General features: G+C 57.8%; 18 protein-coding genes. 11 read left to right on the top strand and 7 right to left on the bottom strand.

Annotation, left to right across the window (positions count from 1 at the left end; all coding sequences use genetic code 11):
- Positions 1 to 75: 75 nt before the first annotated feature.
- Together HDF12_RS16300 and HDF12_RS16295 are read right to left on the bottom strand one after the other, a co-directional pair.
- A complete protein-coding gene (locus HDF12_RS16300; protein ID WP_179585049.1) occupies positions 76 to 882 on the bottom strand; it encodes a HugZ family pyridoxamine 5'-phosphate oxidase in 807 nt (268 codons plus the stop codon).
- Positions 883 to 1176: 294 nt separating this feature from the next.
- Positions 1177 to 3036 carry a phosphoenolpyruvate carboxykinase (GTP) gene (locus HDF12_RS16295; protein WP_179585047.1) on the bottom strand — a complete coding sequence of 620 codons (1860 nt, stop codon included), beginning with the start codon at positions 3034 to 3036 and terminating at the stop codon, positions 1177 to 1179.
- A 270-nt stretch (positions 3037 to 3306) separates the two neighbouring features.
- On the opposite strand from HDF12_RS16295, the gene HDF12_RS16290 reads away from it, so the two are divergent.
- Positions 3307 to 4038, top strand: coding sequence for a tetratricopeptide repeat protein (locus HDF12_RS16290; RefSeq protein ID WP_179585045.1), 732 nt, complete (start codon positions 3307 to 3309; stop codon positions 4036 to 4038).
- 81 nt (positions 4039 to 4119) lie between these two features.
- Here the strand turns inward: HDF12_RS16290 and HDF12_RS16285 are convergent, their stop codons facing one another.
- Positions 4120 to 5310 carry a potassium channel family protein gene (locus tag HDF12_RS16285; RefSeq protein ID WP_179585043.1) on the bottom strand — a complete coding sequence of 397 codons (1191 nt, stop codon included), beginning with the start codon at positions 5308 to 5310 and terminating at the stop codon, positions 4120 to 4122.
- Between the two features lie 272 nt (positions 5311 to 5582).
- Here HDF12_RS16285 and HDF12_RS16280 point away from each other — a divergent pair, with 272 nt between their 5' ends.
- The 7 genes from HDF12_RS16280 to zwf all read left to right on the top strand — a co-directional run bounded on the left by HDF12_RS16280 (position 5583) and on the right by zwf (position 13732).
- Entirely contained in the window at positions 5583 to 5954 is a 372-nt protein-coding gene (locus HDF12_RS16280; protein ID WP_179585042.1) for a response regulator, read from the top strand.
- 13 nt (positions 5955 to 5967) lie between these two features.
- Positions 5968 to 6192 carry a DUF2905 domain-containing protein gene (locus tag HDF12_RS16275; RefSeq protein WP_179585040.1) on the top strand — a complete coding sequence of 75 codons (225 nt, stop codon included), beginning with the start codon at positions 5968 to 5970 and terminating at the stop codon, positions 6190 to 6192.
- Between the two features lie 304 nt (positions 6193 to 6496).
- On the top strand, positions 6497 to 7879 hold the full coding sequence (gene xseA / locus HDF12_RS16270) for an exodeoxyribonuclease VII large subunit (RefSeq protein ID WP_373563947.1): 1383 nt from the start codon (positions 6497 to 6499) through the stop codon (positions 7877 to 7879).
- Complete coding sequence (gene glmM / locus HDF12_RS16265) at positions 7876 to 9222, top strand: phosphoglucosamine mutase (protein WP_179585037.1); 1347 nt, start codon at positions 7876 to 7878, stop codon at positions 9220 to 9222. Before xseA ends, glmM begins: the two co-directional genes overlap by 4 nt.
- 339 nt (positions 9223 to 9561) lie before the next feature.
- Positions 9562 to 11196, top strand: a complete 1635-nt coding sequence (pgi, locus tag HDF12_RS16260) for a glucose-6-phosphate isomerase (RefSeq protein ID WP_179585035.1) — start codon at positions 9562 to 9564, stop codon at positions 11194 to 11196.
- A gap of 81 nt (positions 11197 to 11277) precedes the next feature.
- Positions 11278 to 12300 (top strand): phosphogluconate dehydrogenase (NAD(+)-dependent, decarboxylating), encoded by a 1023-nt coding sequence (gene gnd / locus HDF12_RS16255; RefSeq protein WP_179585034.1) that lies wholly within the window; start codon positions 11278 to 11280, stop codon positions 12298 to 12300.
- 25 nt (positions 12301 to 12325) lie between these two features.
- The gene (gene zwf, locus HDF12_RS16250; protein WP_179585032.1) at positions 12326 to 13732 is read left to right on the top strand and encodes a glucose-6-phosphate dehydrogenase; all 1407 of its coding nucleotides are present in this window, start codon (positions 12326 to 12328) and stop codon (positions 13730 to 13732) included.
- 30 nt (positions 13733 to 13762) lie between these two features.
- Here the strand turns inward: zwf and HDF12_RS16245 are convergent, their stop codons facing one another.
- The gene (locus tag HDF12_RS16245; protein ID WP_179585030.1) at positions 13763 to 14518 is read right to left on the bottom strand and encodes a DeoR/GlpR family DNA-binding transcription regulator; all 756 of its coding nucleotides are present in this window, start codon (positions 14516 to 14518) and stop codon (positions 13763 to 13765) included.
- A gap of 21 nt (positions 14519 to 14539) precedes the next feature.
- On the opposite strand from HDF12_RS16245, the gene HDF12_RS16240 reads away from it, so the two are divergent.
- From HDF12_RS16240 to HDF12_RS16230, 3 genes are all read left to right on the top strand, one after another.
- A complete protein-coding gene (locus tag HDF12_RS16240) occupies positions 14540 to 15208 on the top strand; it encodes an NUDIX hydrolase (protein ID WP_218892486.1) in 669 nt (222 codons plus the stop codon).
- Positions 15209 to 15285: 77 nt separating this feature from the next.
- On the top strand, positions 15286 to 16815 hold the full coding sequence (gene adh, locus HDF12_RS16235; RefSeq protein ID WP_218892485.1) for an aldehyde dehydrogenase: 1530 nt from the start codon (positions 15286 to 15288) through the stop codon (positions 16813 to 16815).
- An 8-nt stretch (positions 16816 to 16823) separates the two neighbouring features.
- Positions 16824 to 17201 (top strand): DUF779 domain-containing protein, encoded by a 378-nt coding sequence (locus tag HDF12_RS16230; protein ID WP_179585028.1) that lies wholly within the window; start codon positions 16824 to 16826, stop codon positions 17199 to 17201.
- Between the two features lie 86 nt (positions 17202 to 17287).
- Here HDF12_RS16230 and HDF12_RS16225 read toward each other — a convergent pair whose 3' ends face one another.
- The 3 genes from HDF12_RS16225 to HDF12_RS16215 form a co-directional block, all read right to left on the bottom strand.
- Positions 17288 to 17656 (bottom strand): hypothetical protein, encoded by a 369-nt coding sequence (locus tag HDF12_RS16225; protein WP_179585027.1) that lies wholly within the window; start codon positions 17654 to 17656, stop codon positions 17288 to 17290.
- 430 nt (positions 17657 to 18086) lie between these two features.
- Positions 18087 to 18326, bottom strand: coding sequence for an anti-sigma factor family protein (locus HDF12_RS16220; protein ID WP_179585026.1), 240 nt, complete (start codon positions 18324 to 18326; stop codon positions 18087 to 18089).
- Positions 18323 to 18949 (bottom strand): RNA polymerase sigma factor, encoded by a 627-nt coding sequence (locus HDF12_RS16215; RefSeq protein ID WP_179585025.1) that lies wholly within the window; start codon positions 18947 to 18949, stop codon positions 18323 to 18325. Before HDF12_RS16215 ends, HDF12_RS16220 begins: the two co-directional genes overlap by 4 nt.
- Positions 18950 to 19095 lie beyond the last annotated feature (146 nt).

The following is a 19095-nucleotide window of genomic DNA, read 5'->3' as shown; positions in this document are numbered from 1 at the left end:
TGGACTTCGTTATGACTGACTCAACCCGAAGGGAGTCTTGCCACTCATTAAAGATAAAGGCAAAGGGGATAGGAGTCAATAGGCATTTGTGGGGAGTGCCTCGTTCTGGCGGGCATGTTTGACCATCTCGACCAAAACGGAACGGGTGTCACCGGGCGTGGTCGCCTCGCGGGAGAAGACGATGCGGGCGCCCTTGATCCCCGCCGAAGTAACGGCACGTACATGGAAGCCCAGACGGTCGACCGAGGTCATGGTTGCGGACTCGGCTTCGAGGTTTGCGTGGGCCTTCGTGAGCAGGATGAGGGCATCGCCGTGGTCGGCATTCATGTGGTCAAGAATGCCCTGCGCTGCCTCTGCAAGGGGGTCAGGAGAGGCTGAGGCGTACTCCGGGGCAGTAACCCAGCCCATGACGCCGAACCCGCCCACATAGTAGACATCCACCGGTTCCAGACGGAAGAAGGCGAAGTCCGTGAAGTCCACCCAGTAGTGGCTGTTGGGGTGGGCCTTCAGATAAAGTTCGCGAGCCTCGGGCTTCTCGTCGTCGGTGATTTGAAGGACGTTTCCAACGAGTGTGGCTCGCGCAGCGCCGAGCACGTCGCCATCGGCGGGTGGTTGGGTGACGAAGAGGCTGGCACGAGGGTCCGCCTTCAGATTCTGGGTGTGCATCGCCATCGTGCTGATCAGGAACAAGGGCCGACCTGCGGGGTCGAGTGCGTAGGGCATCAGGGAGCCGAAGGGGAAGCCAGGCTGCTTGCGGGAGACCGTCGAAAGGGTCGCTACGCTAGCCAGGTGGAAAAGGGTGCGGGCGCGTTCGGCGTGGCTGGGTTCGGGCGCCGGTGGCTGCGGATTGGGGTTGTAGGGTGCTGCGTGCTGATTCGACATAGGATCTGCTTCGCTCTCTGGGTGGTGCTTTCGTTGGGACCTCTGAAGGTCAATCACGATTCAAATAGAACCGGATCTCGGGAGATCTGACTCCCGGCTGGAGGGGGGAAAATAAAGTGCTGAAACGTGGCGTATTTTTCGTGACCGGAAATCGTGGTGGTTTCAGCCAGCATTTCACCACGATCTCACCACGTTTCTCCATCCGGAAAACCACGTTTTCGCACCTGCATTTTGCAAAAACCCCTGCAAAAACGCTTGGCCACCACGCAGAAAAAAATACCGTATCGGCCGCTCCTAAAGTCTGCAGATCAGGAGTTCGCGCTCGTAGATCATCTCGGGGGGGAGATGGTCGTGGAGGGCTAGGAAGAGCTCTTCGTGGCCCATGACCTCTTGTTTCCATTGGGCGCGGTCTACGGTCTGGAGTGTGTCGAAGGTGGCTTTCATCTGTTCGCGGGAAATGTCTAAGCCCTTCCAGTTCATGTCGTCGAAGTGTGGGGTCCAGCCGATGGGGGTTTCTTTGCCCTGGGCGCGGCCGCGGACACGGTCGATGATCCACTTGAGGACGCGCATGTTTTCGCTGTAGCCGGGCCAGAGGAAGCTGCCGTCGGGCGCTTTGCGAAACCAGTTGACGTGGAAGACGCGAGGGGTGGCGGAGAGGTTGCGCTGCATCTTGAGCCAGTGACGGAAGTAGTCGCCCATGTGGTAGCCGCAGAAGGGAAGCATGGCCATGGGGTCGCGGCGGACTTTGCCGATAGCGCCTCCGGCTGCTGCGGTGGTTTCGGAGCCCATGGTGGCGCCGATGTAGACGCCGGCGGACCAGTTGAAGGCCTGGTAGACGAGGGGCATGGTGGTGGGGCGGCGGCCGCCGAAGATGAAGGCGGAGATGGGGACGCCGTTGGGGTTCTCCCAGTCGGGGTCGATGGTGGGGCACTGGGCGGCTGGGGCGGTGAAGCGGCCGTTGGGGTGAGCGGCGGGTTGGCCGGTTTCTTTGGAGATTGCGGGAGTCCAGCGGTTGCCGCGCCAGTCGATGAGTTCGGCAGGTGGGGTGTCAGTCATGCCCTCCCACCAGACGCCGCCTTCGGGGGTGAGGGCTACGTTGGTGAAGATGGTGTTTTTGGCGAGCGTGGCCATGGCATTGGGGTTGGTTTTGGAGCTGGTGCCGGGGGCTACGCCGAAGAAGCCGTACTCGGGATTGATGGCGCGGAGTTGGCCGCTGGCGTCGGGCTTGATCCAAGCGATGTCGTCGCCAACGGTCCAGACCTTCCAGCCTTCGAAGCCGGCGGGGGGGATCATCATGGCGAAGTTGGTTTTGCCGCAGGCGCTGGGGAAGGCGGCGGCTACGTAGGTTTTCTCGGTGGTGCCGTCGGGGCGCTTGGGGGATTCGACGCCGACGATGAGCATGTGCTCGGCCATCCAGCCTTCGTCGCGGGCGATGTTGGAGGCGATGCGGAGCGCGAAGCATTTTTTGCCGAGGAGCGCGTTGCCGCCGTAGCCGGAGCCGTAGGACCAGATCTCGCGGGTTTCGGGGAAGTGGACGATGTATTTTTCGTCGTTGCAGGGCCAGGGGACGTCCTGTTCGCCGGGAGCGAGGGGCGCGCCGACGGTGTGCATGCAGGGGACGACGCGCTTTTCGTCCTTGTCGATTTCGGCGAAGACGGGTGCGCCGATGCGGGCCATGATGCGCATGTTGACCACGGCGTAGGCGGAGTCGGTGAGCTGGACGCCGATCTGCGACATGGGCGAGCCGATGGGGCCCATGGAGTAGGGAAGGACGTACATGGTGCGGCCGCGCATGGCTCCTTTGAAGAGGGCCTTGAGCTTTTTGCGCATGACGAAGGGGTCTTCCCAGTTGTTGGTGGGGCCGGCGGTGTCCTTGGAGAGGGAGCAGATGAAGGTGCGGTCTTCGACGCGGGCGACGTCGTTGGGGGCGGAGCGGGCGAGGAAGCAGCCGGGCCAGAGCTTTTCGTTGAGCTTGGTGAAGGTTCCGGCGTGGACGAGCTGGCTGCAGAGGAAGTCGTACTCGGCCTGGGAGCCGTCGATCCAGTGGATGCTGTCGGGCTGACAGAGGTCCGCCATCTTTTCGACCCAGCGGATGAGGTGTTTGTTGGTGGTAGGCGGGGCTGCGATGGCGGTTTCGACGGCTATGGTCTTCATAGGTTGGCGCGATTTCCTTCGGGTACAAGTCTTCGCTTCTACCGTTGGGCTGTCAACCCTTGGTTGTGGGGGTGCTGGATTTTGGAAGATTCTTATCGGCGATTCGCTGATCCTGGGAGGGTTTGGCATGATGGCCGACCTGAGATTGGGGTTTAGGCCACACTACTGTTCCCGGCGCTGGTAGACTTAAAGTTCTGCGCTGTGACTTCGCGCGACCAGTTCTCTCAAAGCGGCAAACCGCGACGAGCAAAAAAGGAAGAACAAGACAAAGTGGACCAGCAGACCAAACAAGCTCTCAAGCATGACCAGTTCGTCGATACGACTCAGCATGGCCTGGAATGGGCCAAAGAAAACCGCCGCTCCGTGATTGCTACCAGCGCTATTGTGCTGGTGGCGATTCTGATCGTGGTGGGTGGATTTCTGATCTATAACAGCCGCGCGAACCAGGCTTCGGTCGCCTTCGGGGCTGCGATGCAGGCTTATCAGACACCGCTTGCAGCGCCTGGGCAGCAGGTGCCCGCGGGTGTGAAGACTTATGCGTCGCCGACCGAGCGTGCCAAGGCGGCCAACGATCTTTTTATGGGCGTCGCGTACAAGTACGGTATGACTCCGGATGGAAGGGTGGCTCGCTACTTCGGCGGGCTGACGTATATGGAAGAGGGGCAGAACGGCCCGGCGGAGAGCACGCTGAAGCAGGTGGCAAGTAGTTGGAATGGGGATCTTGCGGCGCTCGCGAAGCTTTCGCTGGCGCAGCTTTACCGCCAAACGGGGCGGGATTCTCAGGCTGTGGATATTTATAACGAGCTGACTGCCAAGCCGACGACCACGGTGCCTTCGGGGCTGGCGCAACTGCAGCTGGCGGAGTTGTATGAAGCACAGGGGAAGCCGGAGCTGGCGAAGAAGATCTACGCGCAGCTGAAGGATAAAGATGCCAAGGGCGCTGCGGGGTCGCTGGCTGCTCAGAAGTTGAATCCTGCGCCGACGGGACCTGCTGGACAGTAGTTCTTGGATGTAATTTGGGAGTGAGTTCGGGATGCCGGGGTTTCAGCCTTGGCATCCCGAATCTGCGTGTGGGGAAGAAGATTAGCCGTGGTCTTCGTCGTGAAAGAAGGGTGTGCGATCGCCTGCGGACTTCAAGGCTGTGGCGGCGTCGGTTCGCATTCTGGTCAGGATGCTCCACTGGTCGTTGACTTTTGGAGGCGCGACCCAGACCGGGAGCGGGAGGCGCAGGTAATCGGACAGGCCGTGGGCGGCCGGCTCGTAGAGCGCACGGATGGTGTGGAGGCGTTTTGCAGCGGCGGGATCGCCACAGAGTCGGAGTTGATTTTCGCCTAGCGCCTCACAGAGATGGTAGAAGTCTTTGGAGGGGAGGCGGTCAGGGTCGGTGCGGGGTTTGCCGTCTTTTCGTTCGAGGACTTCGAAGACTTCGCCGATGTCGATGAGGGCGTGGCGGGACATGACGAAGGTGAGTTGAGCCTGGCGGGAGTGGGCGCCTTCGATGACTGAGATGAGGAGCGCGCAGGTGTCCAGGATGGAGACGAGGGCGGCGAGCCAGCTTTGGGTGTCGTGCTGGGAACGGTAGTAACAAAGAAGTGGGTAGGAGATGTGCGATTCGAGGATCTCGGCCGACCATCGCTCCCACTCCTCCAAGAGGTCGATGAGGGCTTCTTCGCTTCCTTCGAAGGCGTGGCGGCGGAGGAGCTCGGCTGCGTTGGGCGGGGAGCCGGCGCGCGCGTCGAGAAGGGCCACGTTGATTTCCCGCCGGGAGAAAGCCTGATACAAAACGGGAAGGTAGCCGATGACGAGGGCGACGAAGCCGAGGCCTACGCCTGATTCAAAGATGATGAAGGCTCGTGCGAGCAGGCTGTGTGGGACGACGTCTCCCAGGCCAAGGGTGAAGAGGGTTGTGCCGCTGACGTACAGATCTGTGTCGAATTGTGCCCAGGCGCTGTTGGTGTGGATCAGCATCGCGTCGCCGAACGGGGAGCCCAGGGAGAAGTAAAACAATCCGAAGCCGAAGATGAGAAGAATCGCCCAGAGGAGGAGAAGCAGGAGAAGGGAGAGGGGGCCGTAGATGCTGTAGATCTGCCCGCGGAGTTTTTTGTCGGTGACGCGATCGGCCATCAGGACCCAGGGAACCCAGGTGGCGATGAAGAAGATGCGGGTGATGCGAAATCGTCCGGTGGGGCGGCGGGGGAGGATGATGGTCTGGAAGGCGTCGAGGGCGACTCCCAGGCAAAACAGTAGACCGGCGATGAATGCGGCGACTTGCAAATTGTGATCCTTAATCCAGTCGGAGTCAGCGTTCTGTCGTAAACCTTACCAGAGACTGCAGTTGCGATTCTCTGCGGATGGAATCGCAGCTCGTTGTTCGCAACATTGTTTTGCACAGCCTGGCTCGTGACCTTGTCTGGAGAGTGGAGTCTAAATCTTTAGAACGAAATCATTGAATTTTGATTCGACAAATATGTGTTTTGAAGCCTAGTCTTGACCCATCAGGCATGTGTTGACGTGCACACCCCAAACGATTCGCACGGAGGGCACCGATGAATCGAGTTCTGGTGGTTGATGATGACCGTCTGGTGGCCGACACGCTGACTCTTATCTTTGAGAAGAGTGGTTTCAAGGCGAAGGCCGCTTACTCCGCTGATCAAGGGTTAGAGTGTTCTCGCGAGTTTGTGCCTAACCTGTTGTTATGCGACGTGTCGATGCCCGGACGAGATGGACTTTCGCTGGTAAACGATGTGACGCGGGAGCTGCCCGCGTGTCGCATCCTTATGCTGACCGGTTTTTATTCCAATCTGAAAAACGTGCGTGAACAGGCGCGTACCTGGTCGAGGCCTGTAGGCATACTTACAAAACCGTGTCAGCCCTCGGAGCTTCTACGTGAGGCTGCCGTGCTGCTGGCGACTGCTTAGCGAGTGATGCGGCATGCCTGAGCTAGGCCGTACTCTCCTCATCCTCGGGTTGCTGCTGGCTTTTGCCGGGGGGATCATTCTCGGGCTGAATCGCCTGAATCTGCCTCTTGGACGCCTCTCTGGGGACCTCAGCTGGCGTGGCCGGGGATGGTCGGTTTCGTTTCCAATCGCGACTTCGATTCTGATCAGTGTTCTTCTGAGCGTGATTCTTTGGGTTGTGGGACGGCTGCGCCGCTGACCGTCCGATTAGCCGCGTCGCGATGCTAGACTCAGGCAAGATGTCCGAAAGGGAAGACAATCCGCCGACACTGGCCAGCCTTCGAGCGCGGCGAGGGAAGGTCCGGACTGAAAGACGGTCAACATCGAAGGCTCCGGCAATTCCGTCGCCGGACCTGCTGCTTCAAACGGATTTTTTTTCATTCTTTGAGGAAGAGGCCGCGATCGCGGTTGCTGCTTCTGTTGATTCAGTCCCTCGCAGTGAAGGGTCCAGCGAGATTGCGATAAAACCCCCGCCTCGAAGTGTGCCGGGCATGAGGGAACCGGTGACTGAGCGTCGCATCTGGAGCGTTCGCTCCCTTGTGACGAACGTTAGACAACAGATCGAGATGACCTATACCGACCTCTGGGTCGAAGGTGAGATCTCCAACTGCCGGCCGGCCCCCTCGGGGCACATCTACTTCACGTTGAAGGATGGCGAGGCCCAGTTGCCGGTTGTGCTGTTTCGCCGTCAGGCGGGTTTGTTACGTTTTCGGCCTGCGGATGGGCTTTCCGTTCTGGTTCGTGGCCGCATCTCTGTGTATGAGAGCCGCGGGCAGCTGCAGCTTATCGCGGAGACGATGGAACCTCGCGGCGCCGGTGCGTTGCAACTTGCGTTCGAGCAGCTGAAGGCGCGACTGCTTGCAGAAGGACTGTTTGATGCGTCGCGTAAACGTCAGCTGCCATCGTTCCCGAAGTGTGTTGGCGTCGTTACTTCACTCTCCGGCGCAGTGATCCGCGACATCGTTACGGTCGTTCGCCGTCGTCATGCGCGGCTCAATCTGCTGGTGTATCCCGCTACGATGCAAGGTGGGTCCAGTCCGGAGTCTGTCGCTGCAGGGATTCGGTGGTTCAACAAAAATGCTTCGCTGGTCGATGTCATCGTGGTTGCAAGAGGCGGCGGGTCGATGGAAGATCTCGCCGGCTTCAACGATGAGGCGCTGGCCCGTACGATCGCCGCGTCCGGACTGCCTGTCGTCTCTGCAATTGGCCACGAGACGGACTTCACGATCGCCGATTTTGTCGCGGATCTTCGCGCGGCGACGCCTTCGGCTGCTGCCGAGTTGATTACGTCTGCCCAACATCGCATCGAGGAGCGCGTGGCTGCGTTGAGTGCGAGAGTGCAACGTGCTGGAAGATTCCACCTGATGCACGCACGACAGCGCTACGCACGACTTTCTGCGGAGGCGGTTTTGAACCGACTGCGAGATGCCGTCAACCGCAGAGACCAACGGCTCGACGAGCTTCGGCTACGTCTTGAGGCGGCAGCGCAAGGGCGCCTTCGCGTTCCGATCCAACGGCTGAATTCGATGAGTGATCGTCTCCGGCGCCAGGATATTTCTATTCGCATTGCCGCGACGGATCATCGTTTGCAGGCTGTGGCGGTGCGGTTGCAGCGCGCCGCGGTTCAGACGGTTGCGAGTCGGCATACACGTCTCGAAATGACTTCGGCGAGGCTCGACGCGCTGTCGCCACTCGCAGTCTTATCGCGTGGCTATGCTCTCGTTTATTTGCAAGGCGGCGCTGCAGACGGTACGTTGCTGCGTTCCTCCGCAGATGCCGCGGTTGGACAGACGATACGCGCGCGGCTTGCACAGGGGACGCTCGAGGCCGAAATAAGTCAGACTCATATGGAAGACGCAAACATAATGGAGACCTGGAAGTCATGAAGAAGCTCTTTGGAACCGACGGCATTCGCGCTGTCGCAGGGCAGTCACCACTTGATGCCACCACGGTATACGCTATCGGACTTGCTCTTGCACATATTCTCGGTGCGAAGACTCCGACGCCGCGTGTCTTACTCGGAATGGATACTCGCGAATCCAGCGAATGGATTGCCGCAACCTTGACCGCCGGGCTCGATGAGGGCGGAGCTTCTGTTGAAAGCGCTGGTGTGATCACAACGCCGGCGGTTGCGTTTCTCACGCATACTCATGGCTTCGCTACCGGCGTCGTCATCTCGGCCTCACACAATCCGTGGCAGGACAACGGCATTAAACTCTTTGGGCCAGATGGTTATAAGCTTCCGGATGCCGTTGAGCTTGCGATCGAAGAGGAGATCTTCCGTCAACTTGCTGCATCGACGACGTCGCCGCAAAGGACCGCGTCGCCTGCTGTGAATGAGGCCGACCGCGCAGAGTATGTTCAGTTTCTGTTGGCGTCCGTTTCTGAGCTTTCACTGGATGGGAAGCGGATCGTGATCGACTGCGCCAATGGAGCTGCTTCGTCGGTTGCACCGCAGCTGTTTTCTGATCTTGGCGGAGAGGTTTTGATTACTCACGCCAGTCCGGATGGGAGAAATATCAATGAGGACTGCGGGGCATTGCACCCGGAGATCGTTGCCGAACAGGTGAAGAGGTGCAAGGCGTCGATGGGGATTACGTTCGATGGCGATGCCGACCGTGCGCTCTTTGCAGATGAGCATGGTCGCGTTGTGAATGGGGATGCCGTACTTCTGCTGGCAGCACGCGATCTACAACGTCGTGGGCTTTTGACGAACTCGACGGTGGTTGCGACGACGATGTCGAACATGGGGCTTGAGGCGGCGCTGAAACGCAGCGGAATCGACATGCTTCGCGCCGCTGTCGGAGACAAGTATGTTCTTGAGCAGATGATCGCCACCGGCGCAGCCCTGGGCGGAGAACAGTCCGGTCATATTATCTTTAGCGGACGCAGCACGACGGGGGATGGACTGCTGACTGCTTTGCTGCTGCTGGATGTTGTCCACAGGAGCGGGAAGTCTTTAGCGGAACTTGTGGCAGATCTGAAGGTTTTTCCGCAGGTGATTGTGAACGTCAAGGTGCGCGAGAAGAGACCGCTTGAAGGGATTCCAAATGTGGCTGCTGCTATTCGCGCTGCCGAGGTGGAACTTGCTGACTCGGGCCGAGTTGTGATTCGTTACAGTGGCACGGAGGCTTTGGCGCGGGTGATGATCGAGGCTGAATCAGAGCCGCTCATGCGGCATCATGCCGACACGATAGCTGCGGCGATTCGTACCGAGATTGGTGTTTGAAGAGACAGCACGTAACTGATTTGCGACGGCTGAATGCGAAAAAGAGCCTTAACTGATCATCTTCATAAAAGTGGTAACTTTTATGCGGCCAGTCTTCTCATAGACGATGGAACGGGCTCGGTATTTTCAGGAATATCTATTTGCCTTTTCGTCATCTACTGCAGAGAGAGCGAACCACGGGGGAGCGGGAGTGATGCGAACTTGCGTACTGAAGTATTTTCGTTAATTTTGGGGAAATGTGCCGAGTTTTTTCGGCTTACTCCTTCCACACGTTACTTGTAACAGGAATGGATAGTAGTCTGGTTTGGCGGAACAAACAGAGATGCAAGGAGTATGTAGATGACTACGAAATTGACGCCGCTCGGCGAGCGTTCGGCATGGAAGGCGCTGGGTGCGCACTATCAGCAGATCCACGACAAGACGCTACGCCAGCTGTTTGCGGATGATCCGGCGCGCGGGGAGCGGTTCACCCTTGAAGCTGCTGGGATCTTTCTCGACTACTCGAAGAATCGGATTACGGACGAGACGCTGAAACTTCTGATTCAGCTGGCGGAGGAGTCGGGGTTAAGAGCACGGATCGACGCGATGTTCCGTGGGGAGAAGATTAATATCACCGAGAATCGGGCTGTGCTGCATGTTGCGTTGCGCGCGCCGAAGGGTGAGAAGATCATCGTCGATGGTGAGGACGTTGTGCCGGCGGTTCATGTCGTATTGGACAAGATGGCCGCCTTCGCGGAACGTGTCCGAAGTGGAGCGTGGAAGGGACACACTGGAAAGCGGATTAAGAATGTCATTAATATTGGGATCGGCGGCTCAGATCTTGGGCCGGTGATGGCGTATGAAGCGCTGAAGCACTATAGCCAGCGCGATATCACCTTCCGGTTCGTCTCGAATGTGGATGGCACGGACTTTGCGGAGGCTGTGCAGGATCTCAATGCGGATGAGACGCTTTTTCTGGTTGCTTCGAAGACCTTTACGACGCTTGAGACGATGACGAATGCGCACTCGGCACGGGACTGGTCCCTTGCTGGATTGGGCGGCGACGAGAAGGCGGTTGCGAAGCACTTCGTGGCGATCTCGACGAACGCCAAAGAGGTTGCAAAGTTCGGCATTGATACGGCGAATATGTTTGAGTTCTGGGACTGGGTCGGTGGGCGCTATTCGATGGATTCGGCGATCGGGCTGTCGACGATGCTGGCGATTGGGCCGGACAATTTTCGCGCGATGCTGGATGGTTTTCATCAAATGGATGAGCACTTCCGTACCGCGCCGTTCGCGAGCAATCTGCCCGTTCTGCTGGGGCTGCTCACAGTCTGGTACACCGATTTTTTCGATGCGCAGACCGTTGCGGTTCTGCCGTATGAGCAGTACCTGAAGCGTTTTCCGGCATACCTGCAGCAGTTGACGATGGAGAGCAACGGCAAGCACGTGACGCTTGATGGAACGCATGTTGCGACCGAGACGGGGCCGATCTATTGGGGCGAGCCTGGGACGAATGGACAGCACTCGTTCTATCAGCTGATCCACCAGGGAACACGGTTGATCCCTTGCGACTTTATTGGGTTTTACAAGACGCTCAATCCGCTGGGGCAGCATCACGATATGCTGATGGCGAATGTGTTTGCGCAGGCTGAAGCGCTGGCGTTCGGCAAGACGGCGGAGCAGGTGAAGGCGGAGGGTACGCCCGATTGGCTGGTTCCGCATCGGGTGTTCGAGGGCAATCGTCCGTCGAATACGATCCTTGCGGATCACCTGACTCCGGAGGTGTTGGGAAAATTGATTGCTCTGTACGAGCATGCGGTGTTCACGCAAGGTACTATCTGGAGCATCGACTCGTTCGATCAATGGGGCGTTGAGCTTGGCAAGGTGCTGGCACAGAAGATTATCGGAGAGCTGGAGAGTAAGACGGAGCCTGAGCTTTCGCATGATACTTCTACAACAAATTTGATTCGGAGATACAGGAAGAACAAATAGCCCGGCGGCTAACGGACGCAAGAAGACTCTGCGCCGTTTTTGATGTTCAGTGAACCAGCAACTTTGGAAAGGGAGCGTTTAATGCAACTTGGAATGATAGGCCTGGGCAGGATGGGTGCCAACATGGTGAAACGGTTGGCGAAGAATGGGCATGAATGCGTCGTCTTCGACAGGTCGCAACAGGTAGTCTCTGACCTTGCGAAGGAGAAGGGCGTCACGGGAGGATCTTCGCTCGGCGACTTCGTTAGCAAACTGTCCAAGCCGCGCGCTATCTGGCTGATGATTCCTGCGGGAGTTGTGGATCAGACGATCGCTGAACTGGTGCCTCACCTGGAGAAGGACGATATTCTGATCGACGGTGGGAATTCGTATTACATCGACGACATTCGCCGTTCCAAGGAGCTTGAGCCTAAGGGAATTCGCTATGTCGATGTGGGCACGAGCGGAGGCGTATGGGGACTCGAGCGCGGGTACTGCATGATGATTGGCGGACCGAAGGCTGTCGTTGAGCATCTGGATCCAATCTTCAAGACGATTGCTCCTGGGATTGGCGATATTCCCAAGACTCCGGGGCGCGAGAAGGTTGGTGGGACGGCGGAGTTGGGGTATCTGCACTGTGGGGAGACGGGCGGCGGTCACTTCGTCAAGATGGTGCATAACGGGATCGAGTACGGGATGATGGCGGCTTATGCTGAGGGTCTGGGCGTGCTGAAGGCGGCCGATATCGGCAAGCACACGGCGGAGATCGATGCTGAGACGACGCCGTTGCGAGATCCGGAGCATTATCTGTACGACTTCAACCTGCCCGATGTCGCCGAGGTATGGCGCCGCGGAAGCGTGATTGCATCGTGGCTGCTGGATCTGACCGCGTCGGCGCTGATTGGAGATCCGGAGCTGTCGAAGTATGGCGGCAGGGTCTCGGATTCGGGTGAAGGACGGTGGACGATCAAGGCTGCGATCGATGAAGGCGTTCCAACTCCTGTGCTGACGACGGCGCTCTATACGCGGTTCAGTTCGCGAGGTGAGGCTGACTTCTCGAACAAGCTGTTGTCTGCGATGCGCTTCGCCTTTGGCGGCCATCTTGAGAAGCCGCACGAAAAATAGTCTTAGGACTTGAAGGAGAAAACTCGTGAGTCAAACTCATTCCGATGCGCTGGTCTTCTTTGGCGCGACCGGCGACCTTGCTTATAAGAAGATATTTCCTGCGCTTCAGTCGATGGTCAAGCGGGGCACCCTCAACGTGCCGGTGATTGGTGTGGCGAAGGCTGGTTGGAACCTTGACCAGTTCAAGGCGCGTGCCCAGGATAGTCTCGAGAAACATGGCGGACTCGATCCTGCAGCGTGGGAGAAGCTGAAGTCGCTGCTGCAGTATGTCGATGGCGACTATGTGGATCCGGCTACGTTTGTCGCGGTGCGGAAGGCGTTGGGTTCTTCGGAACATCCCGCTCATTATCTGGCGATTCCTCCTTCTTTGTTCGAGGAGGTGGTCGAGCAGTTGGTGAAGTCCGGCTCGGCCAAGGGCGCTCGGATGATTGTGGAGAAGCCGTTCGGGCATGATCTGGCTTCGGCACAGGAGCTGAACCGGATTTTGCTGTCGGCGTTTCCGGAGTCATCGATCTTTCGTATCGATCATTACCTGGCGAAGGGGCCGGTTCATAACATGGTGTCCTTTCGCTTTTCGAACACATTTCTGGAGCCGATCTGGAATCGTGACTATGTTGAGACCGTTCAGATCACGATGGCGGAAGACTTTGGCGTTCAGGGCCGTGGCGCTTTTTACGACCAGACGGGCGCGATTCGCGATGTGATTCAAAACCATATCTTCCAGGTGATGTGTAATCTCGCGATGGAGTGTCCGGCGCGAGGCGATGCTGAGTCGATGCGTGATGAGAAGGTGAAGGTGCTCAAGGCCATTCCACCGATCGAGTCGAAAGATCTGGTTCGTGGACAGTTTCGCGGCTATCTGGATGAGAAGGGTGTTGCGCCGAACTCGAAGGTCGAGACGTTTGCTTGTCTTAAGCTGGAGATTAAATCGTGGAGATGGGACGGTGTTCCTTTCTACATCCGTGCGGGAAAAAATCTTCCGGTGACATGCATGGAGGTGATGGCGCGGTTTCGCAAACCACCGACCACGAACATCACAGAGCCGAATACGGCGCAGAACTATATGCGCTTCCGCATTAGTCCGGAGATGACAGTGGCGATGTCGGTCTCTGTCGCGGACGAGCTTGGGGGCGGGCGCGAGGCGGTGGAGTTGATTGCGAGCCGTCATCCGAGTCCGCAGGAGATGGAGGCGTACGAGCGGGTGCTAACGGACGCGATTGCCGGTGACGCTACGCTATTTGCGCGACAGGATTACGTTGAAGAGGCCTGGCGGATTGTCGATCCTGTTCTCAAAGAAGATACGCCGGTGTACGTTTACGAGCCCCACACGTGGGGTCCGCCAGAGGCAGGGAGGAATATTGTTCCTTGCTGCGGATGGGATACGCCGCTTGCCCAGGAGCCGGACGACTTCAGGGTTGTCGCGAGAGGATAGAGGAAGAGCCTCGCCGGTGGCCGGGGCTTTTCAGGCCCGGGTGACGGTGATTCCGAGTTTTGCGTAAGGGCGTAAGAGAGTTTTTTCCGCAGAGCGTTCTGTGATGATGCCGCTGATCTCCGAGAGGGGGACGACGACGTAGGGAGAGGCTGCGTTGAGCTTTTCGGAGGAGGCTAGGACGAAGGTCTCTGCTGCAGCGTGGCTCAGGGCTCGCTTGATCGCAGCTTCTTCGTAGTTGCCTGTGGTGAGGCCCGTCTTCGGATGGACGCCGGTGACTCCCATGAAGAAGGTGTCAGCGTGGATTTGAGCGATGGCCTCGATTGCGGAGGATCCGACGGCGACGACTGAGTGGCGGAACAGGCGTCCGCCGATGAGGATGACTTCGATGTTCTGGTGGTCGATGAGTTCCAGAGCGATGGTGGGGCTATGTGTGACGATGGTGGCTTTCAGGTCGAGAGAGATGTGCCGTGCGACTTGCCTGGCGGTGGTGCCGCCGTCGAGGATTACGACTTGTCCGGCCCGAATCATCTTTGCTGCTGCGCGACCGATGGCTACTTTGCCCTCGGGAGCGATTCGCTCGCGGCTGGGGAAATCTGCGACGGCGGGGGAGGAAGGCAGAGCCCCGCCGTGAACGCGTTGGAGGAGACCTTCGTGGGCCATTTCGCGAAGGTCGCGGCGGATCGTGTCTTCTGAGACCCCCATTGCGACGCTTACTTCTTTTGCGATGACCTGGCCCTGGCGCTTGAGGATGGAGAGGATCTGCTGTTTTCGATGAGTGGTTAGCATTTTCGCTGTTCACGATAATACTTGACTTTGCACGAAACTGCACGGTATGGTTTCGGCATGTTTAATTTCGTGCAGGCCTCCTCCATGAAAGACCGCGTCCGGATCAAGAAGATCGAGACACTTTCCGATGACTGGTACGTGTTAAAGAAAACTACGTTCGAACTGCAACGGAGCGATGGGACCTGGCAGCAGCAGAGCAGGGAGACCTATGACCGGGGCAATGGTGCAACGATCCTGCTGTACAACCTGGAGTGGCGCACGGTTGTACTGACAAGGCAGTTTCGGTTTCCGGCTTTTGTGAATGGGCATCCGGGCTTGTTGATTGAGACGGCGGCGGGGCTTCTGGATAAGGCTAGTCCGGAGGAGCGGATCAAGGCGGAGGTGGAGGAGGAGACCGGGTATCGCGTCGAGCATGTTCGGAAGATATTTGAGGCTTTCATGAGTCCGGGGTCGGTGACTGAGAAGCTCTATTTTTTTCTGGCCGAGTATGACAGTGGGAACAGGGTGGCGGTCGGTGGCGGAAACTTTGTTGAGGGCGAAGATATTGAGGTTTTGGAGCTTTCGATGGAGGACGCAATGGCAGCGATCGAAAGGGGCGAGATTGCGGACGGCAAGACGATCATGTTGCTGCAGTACGCGTTTATTCATGTGTTCAGCGAGAGAGGAAAGGCGATTCCGACTGTTTGTTGAGGGCTGTGACAGATTTCGGTGTGGAGGACTACAATTTCGAGCGCGGTGTAGGTAACGATCTCGAGGGAGTGGATGCTATGGCTACGATGACAGCGCTGCAGCCGGGGACCTATGGGTTTCCTGTGTCGATCAAGAAACGGTATGAGAACTTCATTGGCGGGGAGTGGGTGGCGCCGCTGTCGGGACAATATTTTGAGAATGTGACGCCGGTGACGGGACAGGTGCTGTGCGAGATTGCGCGCTCGAATGCTGCCGATGTGGACCGGGCACTGGATGCGGCGCATGCGGCGAAGAAGGCTTGGGGGAAGACTTCGACTACTGAGCGCGGGCGGATGCTGGAGAAGATCGCGCAGCGGATCGAAGACAATCTCGAGATGCTGGCGACGGTGGAGACGTGGGATAACGGGAAGCCGATTCGTGAGACGATGGCGGCGGATATGCCTCTGGCGGTCGATCACTTCCGTTATTTTGCAGGTGTGATTCGGGCGCAGGAGGGGTCGATCTCGGAGATCGATAAAGACACGATTGCCTACCACTATCATGAGCCGTTGGGTGTGATCGGGCTGATTATTCCGTGGAACTTTCCGATCCTCATGGCGACGTGGAAGCTTGCGCCGGCGCTGGCGGCAGGGAACTGTGTGGTGCTGAAGCCGGCAGAACAGACGCCGATGTCAATCCTGGTTTTGATGGAGTTGATTCAGGATATTCTGCCGCCCGGTGTGGTGAATATCGTCAACGGGTTTGGGCTGGAGGCAGGTAAGCCGCTGGCTTCGAGCAAGCGCATCAACAAGATTGCGTTTACCGGGGAGACGACGACGGGGCGTTTGATTATGCAGTATGCGTCGCAGAATATTATTCCGGTGACGCTCGAGCTAGGGGGGAAGAGCCCGAATATCTTCTTCAAGGATGTCGCGAGCGCGGACGATGCGTTCTTCGACAAGGCGTTGGAAGGCTTTACGATGTTCGCATTGAACCAGGGCGAGGTATGTACTTGCCCTTCGCGCGCACTGATTCAGGACACGCTCTACGATCAATTCATGGAGCGTGCCCTGAAGCGCGTTGGTGCGATCAAGCAGGGGAATCCGCTGGATAAGACGACGATGATTGGGGCGCAGGCCTCGAGCGAGCAGATGGAGAAGATTCTTTCTTACTTTGACATCGGCAGGCAGGAGGGTGCTGAGGTGCTGGCTGGAGGGAAGCGCGCTGCGCAGACGGGTGATCTGGCAGAGGGGTTCTATATTGAACCGACCGTCTTCAAAGGCAATAACAAGATGCGCATCTTCCAGGAGGAGATCTTTGGGCCTGTGGTCTCGGTGACGACCTTCCACGACGAGGATGAGGCGCTGGCGCTGGCGAACGACACGTTGTATGGGCTGGGCGCAGGGGTTTGGACAAGGGATATGAATCGGGCTTACCACTTTGGGCGGGCGATTGAGGCGGGACGGGTGTGGACGAACTGCTATCACCTGTATCCGGCTCATGCGGCGTTTGGAGGATATAAGCAGTCGGGCGTTGGGCGTGAGAATCACAAGATGATGCTGGAGCATTATCAGCAGACGAAGAATCAGTTGGTGAGCTATAGCCCGAATGCGATGGGATTTTTCTAGAGGCAGAGATGGTGGATGTGCCGGAACAGGTTGTAACGACGCCTGCTGCTGAGGAGCTGATGGGCAGGTTGTCGGACAAACATGGGGAGCTGATGTTTCATCAGTCGGGAGGTTGCTGTGACGGCAGCTCTCCCATGTGTTATCCGCGGGGAGAGTTTCTGGTGGGGGATGGCGATGTGCTGTTGGCTACGCTGGGAGAGACTCCGTTTTATATGAGCGGGAGCCAGTTTGAGTACTGGAAGCACACGCAGCTGATCCTGGATGTGGTGCCGGGGCGCGGGGGAATGTTTTCTCTCGAGAATGGGGAAGGCGTGAGATTTCTGATCCGGTCGAGGGTGTTCACGGATGCGGAGATTGGGGCGTTGCGGGTGGCAGGGCGGATTTGATGTCTCCGCGCGACTAGAACCCTGCAACTGGTGATACAATTGCGGCCCACCCACGGGAGGGGTCACCTCATGTGCCCTGTCTCAGCTCAAAAATCTCTCTGGATCATCGCAATACTATTTGCAGTCATCGGTGTTGCGTCAGCCCCCGAAGCCCATGCGGATTCGATTACCGACCCCGCCGCGACTTTCACGTTCAAATGTTGTAACAGCGTAACGGCGAAGGTGTACGACCTACAGGTCACGATCGATTTGCCAGCCTCTGGCAACCCGTTATTCGGAATCATGCCACTGGACCCAACCTGCGCCTCGTCGTTCCAGAACCCATTTACGGCAACATTTACATGCGGCGATGGGATCGCCACTACGGATACGATCCGTGAATCCGTAGTGGTAAAAGGCAACACAGTGCCGAGAGTGCTGATCGCAACCTGGAGTGACAAGGAGGGCAAGATCATCGGCTCCGCCACTCCGATACCTGAGCCCGCCAGCATAGAGTACGTACTGGGGATCGGGATCCCATTGCTCGTGGCACTGCGAAAGCGTATCGACTATAGGCGCTGAGATTAACGTGAGCCCATGGCGCACTCTTCGATCCGGCAGGCAAGAAGCAACCGCTATCCCGGCGCTGAGCGTATCTGCGTAATACGCCGCAGGTGGTCGGGTGAAATGCTCGTGTACGGATCTCGTGGGAGGACCGAGCAACCCTCTAACGCTGCCCAGTGATTCGTTGCGGAAGGTACAGAGCTTCAAAGAACATAGGAGCGCCATAGCATTGGTTCAATGCGGCTGCGGCAACTGCGGGCTCACACTCCGTGCAGACGACAATCAGTTTTTCCGCGCTGGAAGAAAAGCTCCGTCTAAGAAGAGCTTCTAAGGTCTCTTAGGTTATTTCTTTACGGCCAGACACTTCGCCATGATGGCGGAGTGAAGGCGTTCGCGTAGTCCGGGGGAGACTTCGTAGATCTCGTTGCCCTTGTAGACCTCGATGGTCTGGTGGGTGGTGTTGAGCACGACGCGGCAGTGCTGGCAGCCAGCGGTGTGTTCGCTGATCTCCTCGCGAAGCTCGGCGGTGAGATGGTCGTCGAAGTAGTCGGAAAGATGGCTCAATAGGTCCGTGCAGTTCATGCTGGCTGGCCCTCCTGCTTCTGCCGGAAGTATCGGCTGAGACGTTCGCGCAGCTGAAGACGCGCACGCAACAATCTGGATTTCACTGCGGGTACGCTCAAGCCGAGTGCCTCCGCTGTCTCTTCCGTGGAGAGATTTTCGACGTCGCGAAGAGTAAAGACGGTCCGAAATCCTGGAGGGAGACCCTGAATGGTCTTGCGGAGGATGTCGGCGAGTTCAGCCTGGTTGTACTGCTGCTCGGGATTTGGCCGCCACTCGGCGAAGTCGCGAGGGATAGATCCTTCGTCGGTCTGGACGTCTTCGTCCATGGAGACGGTCTTGCTGGTTTTGCGCTTGCGCAGCCGCATGAGGCTCTCATTGACCGCGATACGGACGAGCCAGGTCGAGAACTTCGAGTTTCCCTGGAACTGGTCCAGCTTCTCGTAGGCCTTGAGGAATGCGTCTTGCGTGATGTCTTCGGCGTCTTCACGGTTTTGCGTAATATGCTGTGCGACCCGGAAGATCTGGCGTTCATACTGACGAACCAGCTGCTCGAATGCGGCGGTATCCCCTTCTTTCGCGCGCGCTACAAGCGCTACGTCGGGGTGTACCTCTTCCGTGGCTGGGGATTGGATGGCTGGCATGAATGAAAAGGTGCGGAAACAAACACTGAAATCATCCGGTTAAAGGAGCGGAGAGATCAGTATCTACAACATAGTAAATGTCTGTGAGGTAGAGAGCAAAGTTATGGATTTGGGAGAGCTTTTGCGGAGAGCGATTTTTATTGCCG

Origin of the sequence: Tunturiibacter gelidiferens, assembly GCF_013410115.1 — a bacterium.
GTDB lineage: Bacteria > Acidobacteriota > Terriglobia > Terriglobales > Acidobacteriaceae > Edaphobacter > Edaphobacter gelidiferens.
Note: the sequence above shows the minus strand (reverse complement) of the source record. Positions and strands in the feature narration are given on the sequence as shown.

Bases quoted from the DNA above. Each gene is read 5' to 3' on its own strand.
- HDF12_RS16300 (WP_179585049.1), bottom strand. From the start codon at position 882: ATGTCGAATCAGCACGCAGCACCCTACAACCCCAATCCGCAGCCACCG.
- HDF12_RS16295 (WP_179585047.1), bottom strand. From the start codon at position 3,036: ATGAAGACCATAGCCGTCGAAACCGCCATCGCAGCCCCGCCTACCACC.
- HDF12_RS16280 (WP_179585042.1), top strand. From the start codon at position 5,583: ATGAATCGAGTTCTGGTGGTTGATGATGACCGTCTGGTGGCCGACACG.
- HDF12_RS16275 (WP_179585040.1), top strand. From the start codon at position 5,968: ATGCCTGAGCTAGGCCGTACTCTCCTCATCCTCGGGTTGCTGCTGGCT.
- glmM (WP_179585037.1), top strand. From the start codon at position 7,876: ATGAAGAAGCTCTTTGGAACCGACGGCATTCGCGCTGTCGCAGGGCAG.
- pgi (WP_179585035.1), top strand. From the start codon at position 9,562: ATGACTACGAAATTGACGCCGCTCGGCGAGCGTTCGGCATGGAAGGCG.
- gnd (WP_179585034.1), top strand. From the start codon at position 11,278: ATGCAACTTGGAATGATAGGCCTGGGCAGGATGGGTGCCAACATGGTG.
- HDF12_RS16245 (WP_179585030.1), bottom strand. From the start codon at position 14,518: ATGCTAACCACTCATCGAAAACAGCAGATCCTCTCCATCCTCAAGCGC.
- adh (WP_218892485.1), top strand. From the start codon at position 15,286: ATGGCTACGATGACAGCGCTGCAGCCGGGGACCTATGGGTTTCCTGTG.
- HDF12_RS16230 (WP_179585028.1), top strand. From the start codon at position 16,824: ATGGTGGATGTGCCGGAACAGGTTGTAACGACGCCTGCTGCTGAGGAG.
- HDF12_RS16225 (WP_179585027.1), bottom strand. From the start codon at position 17,656: ATGATCTTGCCCTCCTTGTCACTCCAGGTTGCGATCAGCACTCTCGGC.
- HDF12_RS16220 (WP_179585026.1), bottom strand. From the start codon at position 18,326: ATGAACTGCACGGACCTATTGAGCCATCTTTCCGACTACTTCGACGAC.
- HDF12_RS16215 (WP_179585025.1), bottom strand. From the start codon at position 18,949: ATGCCAGCCATCCAATCCCCAGCCACGGAAGAGGTACACCCCGACGTA.